This window comes from Paenibacillus brasilensis (assembly GCF_009363115.1).
GTDB classification, from domain to species: domain Bacteria; phylum Bacillota; class Bacilli; order Paenibacillales; family Paenibacillaceae; genus Paenibacillus; species Paenibacillus brasilensis.
The window spans coordinates 4,527,934-4,546,445 of record NZ_CP045298.1; the positions used below are offsets into that span (position 1 = coordinate 4,527,934).

Genomic DNA, 18,512 nt, shown 5'->3' on the forward strand with positions numbered 1-18,512 from the left:
CTTGCTCATATTGATTACTTATGATGTAAGTACAGTAGACAGAGAAGGCAGAAAGAGATTGGCAAAGGTTGCGAAAAAGTGTGTTGATCACGGACAAAGGGTACAAAACTCCGTATTTGAATGTATTTTGGATTCGGCCCAGTTCCGCCGTTTAAAATATGAATTAGAAGAGTTGATAGACAAAAAGGAAGACAGCCTGCGTTTCTACAACTTAGGCGATAACTACAAAAAGAAAGTAGAGCATATAGGGACCAAAGAGGCTTACGATATGGAGAGTCTACTTATTTTATAAGGTGCGAATGTGAAGCTCACATAAAAACCCCGGGTCCTTCGCACCTCGAAAATTGTCGAAAATCAATTGAATCAATTACCTTTAGTAAAAGTCAATGGTTGATTCAAGCTTTTTTGGCATCAGTTTTTGCGACAATGTGTGGAATTGATATCATAAGGGTATGAATTACTGCATTTTCGCTGTCGCACTCTATATGAGTGCGTGGATTGAAATCATGGCGCTCTGGTCATTGGTCGTTGTCATCGCTGCCGTCGCACTCTATATGAGTGCGTGGATTGAAATTTTGTCGAACTCGGAAGTTGTTTCTTCCAATTGTGTCGCACTCTATATGAGTGCGTGGATTGAAATTGACAAAAACGCCGGAGTCGCCTCCCGGACGCCGTCGCACTCTATATGAGTGCGTGGATTGAAATTACTTCCTCATAACGTATAGCCGCAAAACAACGTAGTCGCACTCTATATGAGTGCGTGGATTGAAATACCGCATACAGTGCATATCTTATGCTGCTGCATAGTCGCACTCTATATGAGTGCGTGGATTGAAATTCACCTCCCTCCGTGATATTTCTGTAGTCTGCGCTCGTCGCACTCTATATGAGTGCGTGGATTGAAATCAAAGAATACGGGACAACTCACTTTTATCCCGATCATGTCGCACTCTATATGAGTGCGTGGATTGAAATCTCCTCAATGTATGTAACCCCCTATCGCTCAGGTAGGGTCGCACTCTATATGAGTGCGTGGATTGAAATAAGTGCGATGCGCTCGTTGAACCACGTCGTTTTAAGTCGCACTCTATATGAGTGCGTGGATTGAAATCTCGCATGACCGCCGACTGTCGCTCCCGGCGAGGTCGCACTCTATATGAGTGCGTGGATTGAAATCTGTCTATCACTTCGAAATTATTAATAGTCGTTGTCGCACTCTATATGAGTGCGTGGATTGAAATCCCTCAGTTTTTTTTATTAGCTGGCTTTTTAGGTGAGTGGATCGGTTACTCTTAGTTGGACAGAAAAAATAAGGGCTAGTAGAATGAAAACATTAGAATTAGGAGCGGATCTACTATGCCAAGACAAAGACGTACATTTACAGCAGATTTTAAGAAACAAATGGTTCAGTTATACGACAACGGAAAGCCGAGAGCAGCCATTGCGAGAGAGTATGAGCTTAGCCCATCGGCTCTAGATCGCTGGATCAAGCAGGCTCAAACCTCAGGTTCATTCGCTGAAAAAGATAACCGAACTGCAGAAGAGAATGAACTCCTTGCGCTCCGTAAAGAAAATGAGCGACTCAAGATAGAGAATGATATTTTAAAGCAAGCCGCGCTGATCATGGGACGAAAGTAAAAATCATTAAGCAAAACAGTGATAAATACTCGGTATCAGCATTGTGTGAAGTCCTGCAAATCGCTAGAAGCACGTTCTACTATGAAGCGAAAGAAAAAGACAACGAAGACGAAGTAACTACGGCTATCGTAGAGATCTTTCATACCAATCGAAAGGCGTATGGAACGCGCAAGTTGAAAGTCAAACTTCAGGAGCAAGGATACACCGTTTCCAGACGTCGAATTGGACGGATTATGAAAGAGCAGGGCCTCGTGTCCACGTACACGATAGCGCAGTATAAGCCGCACAAGACCGCTTGTAACGAAGCAACAACGGCGAATGTGTTGAAGCGTGAATTTGATCAAACCGAAGCTAAACGTTTCGTAGTCAGCGATCTAACTTATGTGAAAGTTCAGCACAAGTGGCACTACATTTGCGTACTGATCGACTTATTTAATCGTGAAATCATTGGCCATAGTGCAGGTCCCAACAAAGATGCTGCTCTGATTTCCCGTGCCTTTGCCACGGTAGAGGGCGATTTGAGCGACATTCAGTGGTTTCATACGGATCGTGGAAGCGAATTTAGGAACCAAACCATGGACGAACTGCTAGAGACCTTTGACATTGGCCGTTCCCTAAGTATGAAAGGCTGTCCCTACGACAATGCCGTGGCCGAAGCCACCTACAAAGTGATGAAAACAGAATTTGTAAACCAAATGAATTTCCAGAGTCTTCATCATCTAAAACTAGAATTATATGATTATGTGAACTGGTTCAACAAGCATCGTATTCACGGCACATTAAGATACATGACGCCAGTCCAGTACAAAGCTGCAGCCCTTAAAAAAGTTGTCTGATTTACTGTTGACAGTCCAGAGTCGCACTCTATATGAGTGCGTGGATTGAAATATCATCCCACTGGCCGGACACCTTGTTAAGCGCCGTCGCACTCTATATGAGTGCGTGGATTGAAATTCTCTCGCTTTGGTCGAGATGTGAAAAAGGTCGGCCAGGTCGCACTCTATATGAGTGCGTGGATTGAAATTTACAGTAATGTAAGTCGATAACCCAGTGAACGCTGTCGCACTCTATATGAGTGCGTGGATTGAAATCAGACGCGGCAACATACGAGTTCGCGAATGTACTTTCGTCGCACTCTATATGAGTGCGTGGATTGAAATTGTTCCAGATAATAAACATCTAACCTGGTACGTTTGGGTCGCACTCTATATGAGTGCGTGGATTGAAATTAGCGGGCATTGTTATCCTGGGGATACTCCAGATCATCGTCGCACTCTATATGAGTGCGTGGATTGAAATCATCTTCTTAACGTAGGCATCACCTTTACCCAGCTGTCGCACTCTATATGAGTGCGTGGATTGAAATATCTTATATCAGGATGGGAAAAGAATAACCAAGCTCGGGTCGCACTCTATATGAGTGCGTGGATTGAAATATTAGCTCGTCCGGTGGCGTTGGGCTGTGGATAATTGTCGCACTCTATATGAGTGCGTGGATTGAAATCATAGCTTTTCGTCCTCCAGGATACCCAATGATCTGGTCGCACTCTATATGAGTTCAAATTTGTCCAGCATGTGGAAGATTTGAAGGCCTTTAAGTCGCACTCCATGTGACAAATTGACGATGCGGCAGGATTCACGGTTGGTCGTTACGGCATATAGTTTTGCTCGGCTGGTTAGGCGGTGGAATAAGGCAAGGATATGAGACCGTACAGAGGATAAAATGCGGAAGAACCACCGAAGGATGAAAAATCCAGTACGGTGGTTCTTTTTTTTCACTCGTCTTGTATGCCATCATTATAGGGGGAGGCGATGAAGGATGTTCCAGGATTTCAAGCTCGTCAGTGACCGTCCGGTCTCGATACAAGTAAAAGAATACGTCAATCGTTTAATTATAAAAGGGGTGCTTCAGGCGGATCAGAAGCTGCCCTCCACACGAGAAATGAGCGTTCTGCTTAAGGTGAGCCGAAATACAGTCATTGCAGCCTATGAAGGTTTGGAGGATGACGGATTTACGTATGCGATTCCCGGAAAGGGTAGTTATGTGGCCGCAATGATGGGCCAGTCGGATGTAGATAACGGAGGGTCTGATAGCTCTGCCACCTGGGAGATCGACTGGAAGATGAGAATGAACGAGTATGCTGTATCGGCTGTTGATTTGGATATGATGAAGCAGGGCATTCGTGCCCAAAAAGGAACTATCTCGTTTACAAGCATCGCTCCGGATGAGCAGCTGTTTGATCTGGGGGATGTAAGGCGAGCCTTTATGGACCGGATGGCAATCGAAGGGCAGGTGCTGCTCAACTACGGCTATGCCAAGGGCTACAAGCCGCTGATTGATTACCTGATGCATTATATGGAGAACAAGGGCGTCGATATAAGCGGCAAGGATATGCTGATTACAGGCGGGTTTACAGAAGGCTTTGACATTGTGCTGTCGGCTTTACGCCCTTCTGGACGCCGCGGAGCAGCAATTTGTGAAAATCCGACCCATTACACAGCGATCAAAAATTTGAAGCTGCAAGGATTTGAGATTACCGGTATTCCGATGGAGCGTGACGGTATTGATGTGGAGCGGCTAGAAGCGGTACTGCAGACCAATAGCTTCGATCTGGCCTATTTGACACCTTCCTATCACAATCCGACAGGCATTGTCATGTCGCCGGCAAAGCGCAGCGCCGTTATGAAATTAATGACGCGCTATCAGATTCCGATAATCGAGGATGGATTCAATGAGGAGCTGCGCTACTCGGGAGCGCATGTTGCGCCCTTAATAGCGTCAGCAGGGCATGGGAACGGAGTAATCTATATTGGCAGCTTCTCCAAGGTGCTGTTCCCTGGATTGCGAGTAGGCTGGGTACTTGGGGACCGAGCGCTGATTGATACTCTGGAAAGCATTAAGCGTGCGCGCACCATTCATACCTCAACAATCGATCAATCGATTTTATACCAGTATATGCTTAATGGAAATTTCGATAAACATGTAAAAAAAGCACGTACAGAGTATAAGCGCAAGTATGAGCTGACAAAGGCATGCTGTGAAGCACATCTTCCTGAGACGCAGGTGTCTGGTGACGGGGGCTTGCATTTGTTCCTTACCTTCCCGGCAGGCGTGAATACACGCCAACTGCTAGAAGATTGCACAGAACAGGGCGTCATTTTTACACCGGGAGACAGGTTTTTTATTCAAGAAGGCGAAGGGACGAATACATTGCGGCTTGGTTTTTCACGAGTAACGGACGAAAATATCGAACGGGGTATTCAAATAATCGGCAAACAGGCGCGTAGCTTTCCTAAGGCATAAGGATTAAGAAAAGAGCTATAGAGATGAAATATTGTTCTGGAGAAGTACCAGCGATCGAAAGAACAATCCGTATCCACATAATGATTTTGAAGAAAAATGAGGTGTCATGATGAAAATTGGCGTTATTATGGGTGGTATTTCCTCTGAGCGTGAGATTTCTCTGCAAACAGGTCAAGAGATGATCAATCATTTGGATCGCAGCCGTTATGAAGTGATTCCAATTGTGATCGAGCAGCGAGCGGATTTAATCGTGCAGGTCCAGCAGGCAGGCATCGATATCGCGCTGCTGGCACTGCATGGTCAGTATGGCGAGGACGGTACGGTGCAGGGAGCGCTGGAAACACTGGGCATTCCGTATACAGGCAGCGGTGTCTTGGCAAGCAGCTTATGCATGAATAAGCAGTTGTCCAAGACGCTGCTGAAGGCAACGGGTGTGCATACGCCTGCAGGTCTTTGCTGGCAGGGGATGGACGATTATGATCCGCAGGTGGTGGAGCGTTTGGGCTACCCGGTTATTGTGAAGCCGAATACGGGGGGATCAAGCATTGGTATCCAGCTTGTACAGAATGAGAAGGATCTGCTACCGGCTATACAGGAGGCTTGCAGCTTGGATCAAGCGATCTTGATTGAGCCCTATTATAAAGGGACGGAGATTACCTGCTCGATCGTAGACGGCGAGGTATTGCCGATTATTAGTATTAGCTCCGCTCGTTCGAAGTGGTTCGACTACAAAGCGAAATATGAGGTCGGTGGCGCTAAGGAGGAGGTGATCGAGCTTCCTCCCGTTATTGAGCAACGTGTGCGCGAGGCGGCACTGGCCAGCTACCGACTGCTGCAATGCAAGGTCTATGCAAGGGTCGATATGATTTTGTGTCAAGATAGGCCTTACGTGCTGGAAGTGAACACATTACCGGGAATGACCGCCAACAGCCTGCTTCCAAAGAGTGCGGCAGCTGCGGGTATAACCTTTACACAACTGCTGGACCATATTATTGCCATCTCGCTTCATGAGCGGAAACAGGAATGGGGGATGGCGTAATATGTTTATTGAAAAGGGTATAGGGCGGTTTGTATCTTCGCGTGTACGGGATATTCGGCCATCGGGAATTCGCGCTTTTTTTGATCTGAATGCAGCAGGCGGAGAAGGAGATATAATCGCCCTTGGGGTCGGAGAGCCTGATTTCATTACACCGGAAAAGGTACGTGAAGCTTGCATTCAGGCATTGCGTGAAGGACAGACGAAATATACTTCAAATGCCGGCTTAATGGAGCTGCGTGAAGAGATCTCTGCTTATTTTTCCGGCAGCTTTGCGCTTTCTTATGACCCCGAGCAGGAAATGATCGTGACGGTGGGAAGCAGTGAAGCCGTCGACCTGGCACTGCGGGCAGTAATAGAGCCGGGTGACGAGGTGCTGATTCCGGCCCCAAGCTATATTGCCTATGAACCAATTACCCATCTGCATGGCGGTAAAATTATAGAGGTAGCGGCTACGGCAGAGGAGCAGTTCAAGCTGACCCCGCAAGCGCTGCAAGCGGCAATTACGCCTCATTCTAAGGCTTTAATGATCAATTATCCGTGCAATCCGACCGGAACAGTTATGACGGAGCAGGATTGGTTGCCGATTGCAGAGCTTATTATCCAACATAATCTGGTCGTCATTTCGGATGAAGTGTATGCCGAGCTGACTTACGGTAGAAAGCATGTCAGTATCGCTTCCTTGCCGGGCATGAAGGAGCGTACGATTGTCATCAGCGGTTTTTCCAAAGCATTTGCGATGACAGGCTGGCGGGTGGGCTATGCGTGCGGTCCGCGTGAGCTGATTGCCGGCATGCTGAAAATCCACCAGTACACAGCCATGTGTGCGCCCACCATTGCACAGATTGCCGCGCTCGAATCATTGCGTCATGGCTTGGCTGCCAAGGATGAGATGATGGCGAGTTACAATGAACGCCGCAAGCTGTTTGTGGCCGGCTTGAATGCAATCGGGCTTGCCTGTCACGAGCCTGAGGGGGCTTTCTATGCCTTCCCTTCAATTACTTCTACTGGCATGTCATCTGAGCAGTTTGCACTTCGAATGCTGAAAGAAGCGAAGGTGGCGCTCGTACCGGGACATGTATTCGGATCAGGCGGAGAGGGCTTTATTCGCTGCTCATATGCAGCCTCGCTCGTCGATTTGGAGAAGGCGCTGGGGCGGATGGGAAGGTTTATGCAGGTAATGCAGCCGGTATGATGAACAGGGTTAATAACTCAACTTTTGCCGAACGTCTTCATAATATATTTTATAAATACCTTTATGATTTTCGAAAACATAAGTATTTTTCTGATTAATGCAGTGGATATTTCCGAATGTATATACATCCAAAGCCGGAACGTTCAGCCTAGGTGTTAACTGCTGGGACCCTGCTTTTAAATGCGCTATCGATGAATTAAATATATTTGAATGTGCGCTGTCTCTTCGTAGGTGGTGGAACTGGCAGAATTGAAATAAGTTCAGGCAGGTATCTGCTGCTATGGCAAAATAATTTTTTGAAAGCGATCTGTTCAGGTGCGAATGTGAAGCTCACATGAATTCCCCGGGGGATTCGCACCTCAGATTTTGTCGATAGCGTGTCGAATGTGAACAAGTTGTAAATGATCGCAAGGGGATGAGGTAATAATAGATGCGTTTTTGCTGAAATAACGCTAGAATATTACTTAAATAGGGGAGATTAGACCCATTTTCGCGGTCGCACTCTATATGGGTGCGTGGATTGAAATATTTTCCTTTTGGGACGGGATCGGTATCTACATGTCGTCGCACTCTATATGGGTGCGTGGATTGAAATGCCGCAGAGATGGCTTTTTCAGTGTCAGGTTTCAGTCGCACTCTATATGGGTGCGTGGATTGAAATACCAGTAAACGTGTGGTCTGCGATCCCTACGATAAGTCGCACTCTATATGGGTGCGTGGATTGAAATAACGTACTTAGCTCATTTTGAGATCGAGCCAGTACGTCGCACTCTATATGGGTGCGTGGATTGAAATCTCGTATAATTTCTCGTCGACTCCACCAGTGAAGTCGCACTCTATATGGGTGCGTGGATTGAAATTTGAGATACGATAACCAGCCTATCATAAAGCTAAAGTCGCACTCTATATGGGTGCGTGGATTGAAATTTGCACACGGGCCGACGTTTTCTCGGCCTGATCCTTGTCGCACTCTATATGGGTGCGTGGATTGAAATACTATTTCCCGGACCCGGACAACCCGGAGAAACGCCGCGTCGCACTCTATATGGGTGCGTGGATTGAAATCATTAGATCGCCATCCGATGAAACCATTAGGTCTGGTCGCACTCTATATGGGTGCGTGGATTGAAATATAAAAACTATGCTTGGTGTTCAAGCGGCGTACGTCGCACTCTATATGGGTGCGTGGATTGAAATTAATCCTAAGTCCCGAGAAACTTTGGCGAGTGAGGTCGCACTCTATATGGGTGCGTGGATTGAAATCACAACGATTCCCCATTATGAGGACAATGTGCAGGTCGCACTCTATATGGGTGCGTGGATTGAAATCTTTAGGCCGCGCGAAAGGTACTCGAAATTGTCGTCGCACTCTATATGGGTGCGTGGATTGAAATCCGAAGACGATCTATAATAAGGTTTGCCTCGTCCACGTCGCACTCTATATGGGTGCGTGGATTGAAATTTCCAGTTGGCTATGTCCGTCCGAAGTGATTTACTCGTCGCACTCTATATGGGTGCGTGGATTGAAATACTTAATGGAAGAACACGCAATATTGCTAAGCTATAACGTCGCACTCTATATGGGTGCGTGGATTGAAATCGCACAAACATTGTCGGATGAAGCACGCTTTAAGTCGCACTCTATATGGGTGCGTGGATTGAAATTCCAGCTGTTGCAGGCTCTGCAAACTGGTTGAGGGTCGCACTCTATATGGGTGCGTGGATTGAAATCTGTTATCCAATTTGTGCCGTCATGAGTAAACTTAGTCGCACTCTATATGGGTGCGTGGATTGAAATTGTACTGCAATCAGCGGAGAAACTGAAGCAAATATCGTCGCACTCTATATGAGTGCGTGGATTGAAATAATTGGAGTTTCCAGCAGCCAAGTACCCAGAAACAGTCGCACTCTATATGAGTGCGTGGATTGAAATATTAACACTGACTCCTTCATGCTCGTCTTCAGCGTCGCACTCTATATGAGTGCGTGGATTGAAATTATTCCTATTGTGGTATGGCGACAACTTGCAGAGTCGTCGCACTCTATATGAGTACGTGGATTGAAATTTTTGGCAATCACAAGTCACATTTTATAATCGGCCTGTCGTACTCTGTATGGAGTGTGTGGATTGGAAGACAGCCTGTGTTTTTATGGAAAGCTTACTTATTTTATAAGGTGCGAATGTGAAGCTCACATAAAAACCCCAGGTTCTTCGCACCTCGAAAAATGTCGAAAAATATTAAATTTGCTATTTATCCGTAAAAGTCAATAGCTGATCCAAGCTTATTTGGAATCATTTTTTGCGATTATGTTGTGGGATTGATATCATTAGGGTATGAATTGCTGCATTTTCGCTGTCGCACTCCATGTGAGTGCGTGGATTGAAATAAACCTTTATACGATTTTATACAATCGAATGAAGTCGCACTCCATGTGAGTGCGTGGATTGAAATGTATGTGGGTGTGCACGGCTATGAGATGGGAGCCATCGTCGCACTCCATGTGAGTGCGTGGATTGAAATACGAAACGGATCATCGGCTAACGACCTACAAATATCGCGTCGCACTCCATGTGAGTGCGTGGATTGAAATTTAAATCAACCTCTCCTGAGCTGAGCATGTCAGGGTCGCACTCCATGTGAGTGCGTGGATTGAAATTTAGTTTAATTTAAATTTAATCTAAGAAATCATTTCGTCGCACTCCATGTGAGTGCGTGGATTGAAATATTTCGGCGTAACCGCAGGGCGTAAATTCTCGTCGCACTCCATGTGAGTGCGTGGATTGAAATTCCCCATCGCTATACTGCCAAAAGTCCCAGCTTGTGTCGCACTCCATGTGAGTGCGTGGATTGAAATTTCAAGGAAGTCGCTGTCCGAGATGCTTTCATTCAAGTCGCACTCCATGTGAGTGCGTGGATTGAAATAATCCTCACCTCGCTTAGTTCTACCCTCTCAATCAGGTCGCACTCCATGTGAGTGCGTGGATTGAAATCTCTCCCTTACCGTCCTTAGCCTTCCGATCGTTTTCGTCGCACTCCATGTGAGTGCGTGGATTGAAATTGATACCAACTTGCATGTAACTGCCGCCAAGCAAGTCGCACTCCATGTGAGTGCGTGGATTGAAATATGTATCTCTAAAAATTTGCACTTTTTTGATATGTCGCACTCCATGTGAGTGCGTGGATTGAAATATGAGTGCTATCAGCATAATCATGCCAAGCGCAGTCGCACTCCATGTGAGTGCGTGGATTGAAATTGGATTGCTGACCATCGCGGAGGTACGCAAGCAACGTCGCACTCCATGTGAGTGCGTGGATTGAAATCTGCTCCCATGCTGAAGCTCAGTAAGCCCTTTTGCAGTCGCACTCCATGTGAGTGCGTGGATTGAAATTACTTCCCACACTGCGGACATTGACCCCGAATAAGTCGCACTCCATGTGAGTGCGTGGATTGAAATTTTTACGAGATGCCGGAAATACCTGAGTTTACTGTCGCACTCCATGTGAGTGCGTGGATTGAAATCCATATGTTATCCGGATGCTGTGGCAGCATCGAGCAAGTCGCACTCCATGTGAGTGCGTGGATTGAAATAAATTCTGGTTGGTTATATTTTGTGCTGTCCCATGTCGCACTCCATGTGAGTGCGTGGATTGAAATAAACGGGTGTCCCAGTGTACGACGAGCGAATCGAGCGTCGCACTCCATGTGAGTGCGTGGATTGAAATTGACCATGAATCCGGTCAATACCATGACATATGCAGGTCGCACTCCATGTGAGTGCGTGGATTGAAATACCACGCCAGATGCAGGCGATAGGATACCTGGAACAGTCGCACTCCATGTGAGTGCGTGGATTGAAATAACTGCTGCAGGTGCATTAGCAGTTAAACGGACGAAGTCGCACTCCATGTGAGTGCGTGGATTGAAATTCTGCACCGGAATAATTAAGAGAATATTTAACGGAGTCGCGTCGCACTCCATGTGAGTGCGTGGATTGAAATTCCAAATATAACACAAAAGTTGGGAGGAAAGACTAAGTCGCACTCCATGTGAGTGCGTGGATTGAAATTGACTATCAGATCCCGTAGACTTACCGTCCATAGGGTTATTTTACGCTTTGGGATATAAGATGAGTGCTATGGGTATCTATGCAATTTTGGTAGGAATTGTGACTGGAGAAATAATCAACTTCGTATTATCAAAGCGAGAGAAATGAACTTATGCATCCCTTGATTGATCAAAATCAGGGGATTTTTCATTAAATTAAAAAGGTCATAGAATTACTACCTGCAACCTCTACATCATTTACTGGTGGTAATGTATATGGAGAAATGAAATAGTCATGTCAACATTGTGAAATCTTTTATTTAGGCAATCCAATTCTACTTTTGCTACTCGTTCCACAATCTCTCCTTATGTGTGAGTTATGCAATTTATTTATTACAAACATTAGTTGCATAATATATTGACAGATGGTTAATTTTGGAGAAGAATAAAGTATGTTTTTTAAAATAATGGGATTTTTATGTGAAGGGTGGTTATGACTTGAAGCATACACCTACGATTTCGGCGGAGTTTGAAGCTTATCTAACACAAAATGACATGACATTGGCTCAATTTGCGGAATATTCAGGTGTTCATCAAAGAACGCTTAGTAATTGGGTTACTCAGCATCGTCCTGTTTCCGTACAGCAGCTTGACCGAATCACTGTGGCTATGGGTTTACCGGAAGGCTATTTTTACGATTTATACATAGAAAACTACATCATTAACATCCCCCCTAACATGAGACGAATTGAACCATTGTTGTATCGTTGTGCGGAGCTTGATAAGCTGGATGCGATCCGTCGAATGGTTGGACATATCATGGACAAGCTTATGTACTCTCCTAGACTATTTGAAATTGCAGAAACATTATTTGCACAGGGACGACGTGCTGCCGCACTGCCACTCTATGAGAATGTGGCAGAAGTGGAAAAATACCAGCATTCGGAACGGTTGGCAATGTGCCAATATCGTATATTCACGATTCAGGTTGGAGACGATCAAAGCCACAATCTTAAGGCAGCTACGCTGTTTGAGCCCTTTGTCGAACGTCTGGATGAAATAGATCAGCTTGATGCATTAAAGGATTTGGCTAACGTGTATAGGTCCCTGCGTAAATGGGACAGGTTGGATGAAACGGCGAGAAAAATGAGGGAGAAAGCAAAAATTCAATATACATTGAAGCATCAACAGAAGAAACCAAAAGGGGCGGAACTTGATAAGAGGCTGAGTCGACCTATGTTTGTGTACATCACCTATTCTGATTTACTGTGTGCAAGTGTCTGTGAAGCCCAAGGCGATTATCAACAAGCTTTACAATATACATACGCCTACGCTAATTTGGATTGGGTCATAGAGAAGGATGAGAGTACTCAACACTGGGTCAACATGTTCAAGTATTGGGCAAAGGGAAATACGTATGTAAATAAACTCCTGTCCGGTGATATAAGTGTGCTGCACGATTATGTTGAATATATTAGTGTATCATCAAAAACAACCGAAGAAGATAGGGTTACTCAACTGCTGAACATTATGATGGCAGCTAACCGATATCAGGTTGATGTGAATGACATACTCCAGCATTTTGAAATAGAGATTGGGTCTATTATTCAGCAACAACCAGTTAATATGTACACTTATCAAGTAGTACCGGAGCAAACAACACGTTTTAAATATGAACTTGCTAAATACTACTTGAATAGTGGCAACTACTCATATGGTTTCAACTACCTGTTAGATGTTCTATCTAAATCATTAGCCAATAACAAAGAGTCCTTTTTCATTAGATGCATAAGATTATTTGAGCAATTCAAACAATTTGCGGACGTTAGATCTTTTGCAAAGTATGAAAGTTTAGCTAGTAAAGGGCAAAGAGAAAGATTATTTTATTATTAATGTCATCTAACTTTTTTAGTGCTAGATTCCATGCCCTCTATATAGGTATTTTTAAACGTATGGTTAGACAATGAAAATGATTCTTTTAATAGTCGTAGCTAGCTTTTTGTTTATCGTGAACCTTAACTACTACCATAGTATTTAGCTTCTTGACCAACATGAAGGTTATTAAACAGAAGGCTAACCAATAAGCTCGCAACCTTACGGATGGCGGATATTGTTGGTTGAAAGTTGACTCTGAGCAACCTAGCACTATCGAAATTAAACATAAAACGTCAAAAAGTGCCTCTGGAATGCTCCAGAAGCATTTTTTTGTCGAGCAAATTCTCGGAAAATCCAAAAGTTTACGTTTTATATTAGGATATGACACAGAAGGGGGGATCATGCTGATGAATACAGGTGTGACTTTACTTCGTGTCGAACGGGCCAGAAAAAGACTGTACCAAGTCCAGAAGAAATACGGATTTTTAACGCATCCCAAAGTGATTGAACAATCCATGAAACTGGATGAACTATTGAATCAATACCAAACCTGCAAAATGAAATCTTAGCTAATGTGTGTGCATAACGTGCTGCTGAAGGCAGAAAGCGAAACCTAATCTCTAAACCCGAACTCCAAAAAAAGTTCTAACTCCTATACTATGAAGAGGTGGTAACGTTGATGAACAAACGAAATCCTGTAACCCCTTTTGGCTGGAAAATCAAACAAAGGCTAGTCGAAATTCAAATGGATCAGAGAACTTTTTGTGACACCTATCGTGTTCCTGCTAGCCGCTTGTCCAATCTCATTCACGGAACACGTAAGGCCAAAAAATATAGAAAACAAGTATCTACGCTACTTGGCATTGAAGAATAATCCTCTTTTCTCTCCATGGACGCAGAACATCCTCATAATATGTAGGCTACAGTGGTAATGGACCCCTTGTTTATTTAAAATAGATTGTACATAGGATGCTTATACAAGGAGTGGATAGGATCGATGGGAATGTTCTCCAGAATGGCAGAGCAGAAGATTGCCGAGGCGATGGCGAAAGGTGAGTTTGATCATTTGCCGGGAGCGGGCAAGCCACTGGTGATCGAGGATTTATCACATGTTCCAGAGGAGCTGCGGATGTCGTACAAGCTGTTGAAAAATGCGGGCATTTTACCAGAGGAACTTCAGCTGCAAAAGGAATGTGTCCAGCTACGTGATCTGCTTCACGCTTGCCATGAGGCAGGAGAGCAACAGCGGATCAGTCGCAGGCTGACTGAAAAATCACTTCGTCTCCGCATGCTGCTGGAGGAAAGAGGTCTGAATACGTCGTCTGTATTTTATGAATATGAGTCGGCTGTGCGTAAGCGGCTGGGGGAATAGAAGCGAAAGGAGCAGAGGGCGGAATGCCCTTGCCCGTATACTTTAATTTCCACGCTTCACCTCATTAACGTTGCAGCTCAGACAGCCTTCTGAGGAATTGCTTCGTCAGGATGACAGGCTGATTGGGTAGCTTGTCCAAATGAAAGCCATCAATTAAATCCACAGCCTTCACAGGCTCAGGCGAATCCAGCAGCCCGGAAAAATAGGCGAGCCAGCCAATGACTGCTTCCGGTGTGATTCCTTGCCGACGCATGGCTCGAAGTGCTACTCCGCCGTGTCGTTTGGCGAGCCGCCGTCCATCAGGCCCCAAGACGAGGGGGACGTGTGCGAAGCGCGGCGGCTGCAAGCCCAGGGCTTGGTATAGCAAAAGCTGACGGGGGGTCGAATCGAGAAGATCATACCCGCGCAGTACATCGGTAATATGCATATCCGCATCATCGACAACGACGGCAAGCTGATAAGAAAACATGCCGTCTGCCCGTTTGACGATAAAATCGCCCCCCTCCGCCGCGCCGAAGGTCACATTGCCTGCTACCTGATCCTGAAATGAAATCACGGAATCCTGATTTTGCGGCACTTTGAAGCGAAGGGAAGGGAGTTTATGTTGTGATTTGGCCTCTGCTTCCTGAGGGCTAAGACTGCGACACGTCCCCGAATAGGCTGGTCCTTCACCAGACAGTCCATGTGGAGCACTGGCGGCAGCCACAATATCCGCCCGGCTGCAAAAGCAAGGGTACAGCAAATCCTGCCCCTGTAGTTTCTCTAATGCAGCTTGGAAGCGTTCCAGCCGTTGGCTTTGGGTATAGGGACCGTAGGAACCGCCTACGTCTGGTCCTTCATCCCATTCCAGCCCGATCCAGCGCAAATCCTCCATAATTCCTTGGGCCAATGGGCTGCGAGCCCGAGTCATATCAATATCCTCCATACGTAAAACATAGGTTCCGCCCAGAGAACGAACATGCAGCCAAGATAATAACGCAGTGCGGGCGTTTCCCAAGTGTATCCATCCCGATGGGGTTGGGGCAAAGCGTCCTCTGATGGGTTGGGCCTGTAATTCCATACGAAAGTTACCTCGTTTCTATATTCCGTCCTTTACAATCCATATAAACCCTATTATAAAACGATCCTGCAGCGAGTGCATCCCGACAGGTCACGAAGCTGACATCGGGAGCTTGCATACGGCTTGGCATACCTGCGATAGCCAGACGGAAAATTTAAATATCTGTATAATAGATGGAGAATGATATCCTACCATAATAATTACAGGTGATGAAAAATTCACAATAATAAAAGAAGCAAAACCCAGATTCTACGCATTTCGCGTATCATTGGAGAGATTTCAATTGACAGAATTTCATTTGACAGATAAACAACTGCCTATCATACAAGTTATACCTGAGCTTAAAAATACCCTGCAATCTCAGCCGGCGGCTGTACTGATTGCACAGCCAGGAGCAGGGAAAACGACGGTTACACCGCTGGAGCTGCTGCATGAGCCGTGGCTGGCAGGACAAAAGATGATCATGCTGGAGCCGAGGCGTTTGGCAGCACGTGCAGCAGCGGCGCAGATGGCGAAAGCGCTGGGCGAGCCCACCGGAAAGACAGTGGGTTACCGGGTTCGTATGGATACAAAAGTAGGGCCAAGCACGCGGATTGAAGTGGTTACTGAGGGCGTACTGACCCGGATGCTGCAGCATGATCAGGCTTTGGAGGGAGTGGGCCTGATTATTTTTGATGAGTTTCATGAACGCAGCCTGCATGCAGATTTAGGATTGGCGCTTGCTCTGCAAAGTCAGGCATTGCTGCGCCCGGATTTAAAAATATTAATTATGTCTGCCACATTGGAGGCCGAGCCGGTCTGTGGTCTGCTGGGAGATGCCCCATTGCTGGAATGTCCAGGCACGGTATTTCCGGTAGAGACTTTTTATAGGTCCAAGCCTGCATCGGCTATATTAGAAGATTTTACAGCAGAAACCGTGGAAAAAGCGCTGCATGCGCATGAAGGGGATCTGCTGGTATTCCTGCCCGGGGCGAGGGAGATTCATCGCACGGAGCGTGAGCTGGCTTCGAGGAATTTGCCTGTACATGTCAAGGTGATTCCGCTGTATGGCAGTATGAAGCTGGAGCAGCAGGATGAGGCGATACGCCCGTCGTCTTTGGGCAGCCGCAAAGTCGTTTTGGCAACCTCGATAGCCGAGTCCAGTCTGACGATCGCCGGGATTACGGTGGTAATAGACAGCGGATTGTCGCGGGAATCGGTGTTTTCCGCGCGAACCGGCATGAGCCGTCTGACCACCGTCAAGGTGTCCAAAGCCTCTGCCGACCAGCGCCGTGGTCGGGCGGGCAGACTTCAGCCGGGCGTATGCTACCGGCTGTGGAGCGCGCAGGAGCACGCCGCGCTCCCGGATGCGAGCCGCCCGGAAATCGCGGCGGCAGATCTGGCTCCGCTCGCGCTGGAGCTGGCCGCCTGGGGCGTGCGCGAGCCTGCCGAGCTGGCCTGGCTGGATACCCCGCCTGAGGCGGCGTACCGCCAGGCCACGGGTCTGCTGCGCCAGCTCGGTTGCCTGCATACCGCAGCCGACGGCGGCGCAGGCGGCATTACCGCGCATGGACGCGAGGTATCCGCCCTGGGCGTGCATCCGCGCCTCGGGCACATGCTGCTGCGCGCGGCCGCCCTCGGTCTGGCGCCAGCCGCCAGCCGTCTGGCTGCGCTGCTGCAAGAACGCGACCCGTTCCGCGCCCATGGCGGAACGGATTTGCGCCCGCGGCTGGATGCCCTGCGCGAGGCAGCTCATGCCCGCAGCACGCACAGTCTGCTGCGGACGGCAGACGATACGGTCATTCGCCGTATCGTGCAGGAAAGCAGGCAGCTATTAGCCACGCTGCCGACAGCAGCCGCAGCGCAGGACGAGCCTGACGGCTCCGCATCCTGCGGGCTGCTGCTGGCCTTTGCGTATCCGGATCGGATCGCGCAAGGCCGGGGGGACGGCCGCTTTTTGCTCAGCGGCGGCCGGGGCGCGCGACTCCGACAAGTGGAATGGATGTCGCGCTCATCCTATCTCGTCGCCGCCGAAGTGGACGACGAGGGAGCAGACGGTGTCATTCAGCTGGCGGCACCGGTTGAGCTGCAAGAACTGATCGAGCATTGTGGTGAACTGCTGCTGGAAAAAGCCAACGTATACTGGGATAATTCAGCCTCAGCCGTGAGAGCCCGCAAGGTGTTACAGCTTGGCTCACTCGTTGTAAAGGAAACGTCCTACGAGCGGCCTCCGGCAGAGGAAATAGCTGCCGCCTTGATGCAGGGCGTCCGTGAACGTGGTCTAAAGCTGTTGTCCTGGAATCGACAAACCCTTCAGTTGCAGGCGCGTTTGATTTTTATGCACTTCTCGGCACCCGAGGATTGGCCGGACAGCTCGGAATCCGCGCTGCTGGATTCACTGGAATCGTGGCTGCTGCCTTTCGCGCTTGGAGCCAAAAATATGTCTGACCTGCAACGACTGGATGGTAGCGAATTGCTGCTCGGCAGGCTGAATTGGGAACAACGGCAGCAGCTTGAGCAGGAAGCACCGACGCATATACGTGTACCCAGTGGTTCCCGTATTCCTGTCGATTATTCGAATCCCGAGGCACCTGCGCTGGCAGTGCGGCTGCAAGAGCTGTTCGGCATGAGGGAAACACCGCGGATTGGTCGCGGACGTGTGCCGCTCGTGCTGCATCTGCTGTCACCTGCTCAGCGTCCTGTGCAGGTGACCTCCGACCTCTCCAGCTTCTGGAGCGAGGCATATTTTGAAGTCAAAAAGGACCTGAAAGGTCGATATCCCAAGCATTATTGGCCGGATGATCCGTTGGAAGCCGTGCCGACCAGCCGAGCCAAGCCAAAGCGTTGAACAGCAGCTGCTTGTCCCATCAACGCTAAACTCAAAAATTACATCAAAACGGAGCAGGTAGTATGGTGCTGTACAAGCGATGGGAAGTACCATCTGACTACGTAGGGGCTCCATATGTAACTTGTATAGAATGGTTTAATTTAAAGGCTAAAGCATTT

The 18,512-nt window shown here is 47.4% G+C and carries 11 protein-coding genes and 4 CRISPR repeat arrays; of the genes, 10 read left to right on the top strand and 1 reads right to left on the bottom strand.

Annotated features, from left to right (window positions below):
• Position 1 precedes the first annotated feature (1 nt).
• From cas2 to GCU48_RS21610, 9 genes are all read left to right on the top strand, one after another.
• The gene (cas2, locus tag GCU48_RS21570) at positions 2-292 is read left to right on the top strand and encodes a CRISPR-associated endonuclease Cas2 (protein ID WP_152381402.1); all 291 of its coding nucleotides are present in this window, start codon (positions 2-4) and stop codon (positions 290-292) included.
• A 181-nt stretch (positions 293-473) separates the two neighbouring features.
• Positions 474-1,242: a CRISPR direct-repeat array (repeat unit 32 nt; unit sequence GTCGCACTCTATATGAGTGCGTGGATTGAAAT).
• A 114-nt stretch (positions 1,243-1,356) separates the two neighbouring features.
• Positions 1,357-2,474, top strand: a protein-coding gene (locus GCU48_RS21575) for an IS3 family transposase (protein WP_152378784.1) whose coding sequence is annotated in 2 segments (ribosomal slippage) — positions 1,357-1,603 and positions 1,603-2,474 — 1,119 coding nt in all. Because the reading frame shifts where the segments join, the coding sequence is not laid out codon by codon here.
• Between the two features lie 20 nt (positions 2,475-2,494).
• Positions 2,495-3,142: direct repeats of the CRISPR family, unit length 32 nt; unit sequence GTCGCACTCTATATGAGTGCGTGGATTGAAAT.
• 315 nt (positions 3,143-3,457) lie between these two features.
• A complete protein-coding gene (locus GCU48_RS21580; RefSeq protein ID WP_152381403.1) occupies positions 3,458-4,942 on the top strand; it encodes an aminotransferase-like domain-containing protein in 1,485 nt (494 codons plus the stop codon).
• Positions 4,943-5,051: 109 nt separating this feature from the next.
• Positions 5,052-5,981 (top strand): D-alanine--D-alanine ligase, encoded by a 930-nt coding sequence (locus tag GCU48_RS21585; protein ID WP_152382222.1) that lies wholly within the window; start codon positions 5,052-5,054, stop codon positions 5,979-5,981.
• Between the two features lies 1 nt (position 5,982).
• The gene (locus GCU48_RS21590) at positions 5,983-7,173 is read left to right on the top strand and encodes an aminotransferase class I/II-fold pyridoxal phosphate-dependent enzyme (protein WP_152381404.1); all 1,191 of its coding nucleotides are present in this window, start codon (positions 5,983-5,985) and stop codon (positions 7,171-7,173) included.
• Between the two features lie 495 nt (positions 7,174-7,668).
• A CRISPR array of direct repeats spans positions 7,669-9,240; the repeat unit is 32 nt; unit sequence GTCGCACTCTATATGAGTGCGTGGATTGAAAT.
• A gap of 289 nt (positions 9,241-9,529) precedes the next feature.
• Positions 9,530-11,242: direct repeats of the CRISPR family, unit length 32 nt.
• A gap of 476 nt (positions 11,243-11,718) precedes the next feature.
• Positions 11,719-13,113 (top strand): helix-turn-helix domain-containing protein, encoded by a 1,395-nt coding sequence (locus tag GCU48_RS21595; RefSeq protein WP_152381405.1) that lies wholly within the window; start codon positions 11,719-11,721, stop codon positions 13,111-13,113.
• A gap of 383 nt (positions 13,114-13,496) precedes the next feature.
• Positions 13,497-13,664: an aspartyl-phosphate phosphatase Spo0E family protein gene (locus GCU48_RS21600; RefSeq protein WP_152381406.1), complete on the top strand. Its 168-nt coding sequence runs from the start codon at positions 13,497-13,499 to the stop codon at positions 13,662-13,664.
• Between the two features lie 110 nt (positions 13,665-13,774).
• On the top strand, positions 13,775-13,969 hold the full coding sequence (locus GCU48_RS21605) for an XRE family transcriptional regulator (RefSeq protein ID WP_152381407.1): 195 nt from the start codon (positions 13,775-13,777) through the stop codon (positions 13,967-13,969).
• Between the two features lie 123 nt (positions 13,970-14,092).
• Positions 14,093-14,467, top strand: coding sequence for a DnaJ family domain-containing protein (locus tag GCU48_RS21610; RefSeq protein ID WP_152381408.1), 375 nt, complete (start codon positions 14,093-14,095; stop codon positions 14,465-14,467).
• A 64-nt stretch (positions 14,468-14,531) separates the two neighbouring features.
• On the opposite strand, the gene gluQRS is transcribed toward GCU48_RS21610, so the two are convergent.
• Positions 14,532-15,527, bottom strand: coding sequence for a tRNA glutamyl-Q(34) synthetase GluQRS (gluQRS, locus tag GCU48_RS21615; RefSeq protein ID WP_152381409.1), 996 nt, complete (start codon positions 15,525-15,527; stop codon positions 14,532-14,534).
• Between the two features lie 298 nt (positions 15,528-15,825).
• On the opposite strand from gluQRS, the gene hrpB reads away from it, so the two are divergent.
• Complete coding sequence (hrpB, locus tag GCU48_RS21620; protein ID WP_152382223.1) at positions 15,826-18,354, top strand: ATP-dependent helicase HrpB; 2,529 nt, start codon at positions 15,826-15,828, stop codon at positions 18,352-18,354.
• Positions 18,355-18,512 lie beyond the last annotated feature (158 nt).

Excerpts from the sequence above, each read along its gene's own strand:
- GCU48_RS21585 (WP_152382222.1), top strand. The coding sequence starts at position 5,052 with ATGAAAATTGGCGTTATTATGGGTGGTATTTCCTCTGAGCGTGAGATT.
- GCU48_RS21600 (WP_152381406.1), top strand. The coding sequence starts at position 13,497 with ATGCTGATGAATACAGGTGTGACTTTACTTCGTGTCGAACGGGCCAGA.
- GCU48_RS21590 (WP_152381404.1), top strand. The coding sequence starts at position 5,983 with ATGTTTATTGAAAAGGGTATAGGGCGGTTTGTATCTTCGCGTGTACGG.
- gluQRS (WP_152381409.1), bottom strand. The coding sequence starts at position 15,527 with ATGGAATTACAGGCCCAACCCATCAGAGGACGCTTTGCCCCAACCCCA.
- GCU48_RS21580 (WP_152381403.1), top strand. The coding sequence starts at position 3,458 with ATGTTCCAGGATTTCAAGCTCGTCAGTGACCGTCCGGTCTCGATACAA.
- GCU48_RS21610 (WP_152381408.1), top strand. The coding sequence starts at position 14,093 with ATGGGAATGTTCTCCAGAATGGCAGAGCAGAAGATTGCCGAGGCGATG.
- GCU48_RS21605 (WP_152381407.1), top strand. The coding sequence starts at position 13,775 with ATGAACAAACGAAATCCTGTAACCCCTTTTGGCTGGAAAATCAAACAA.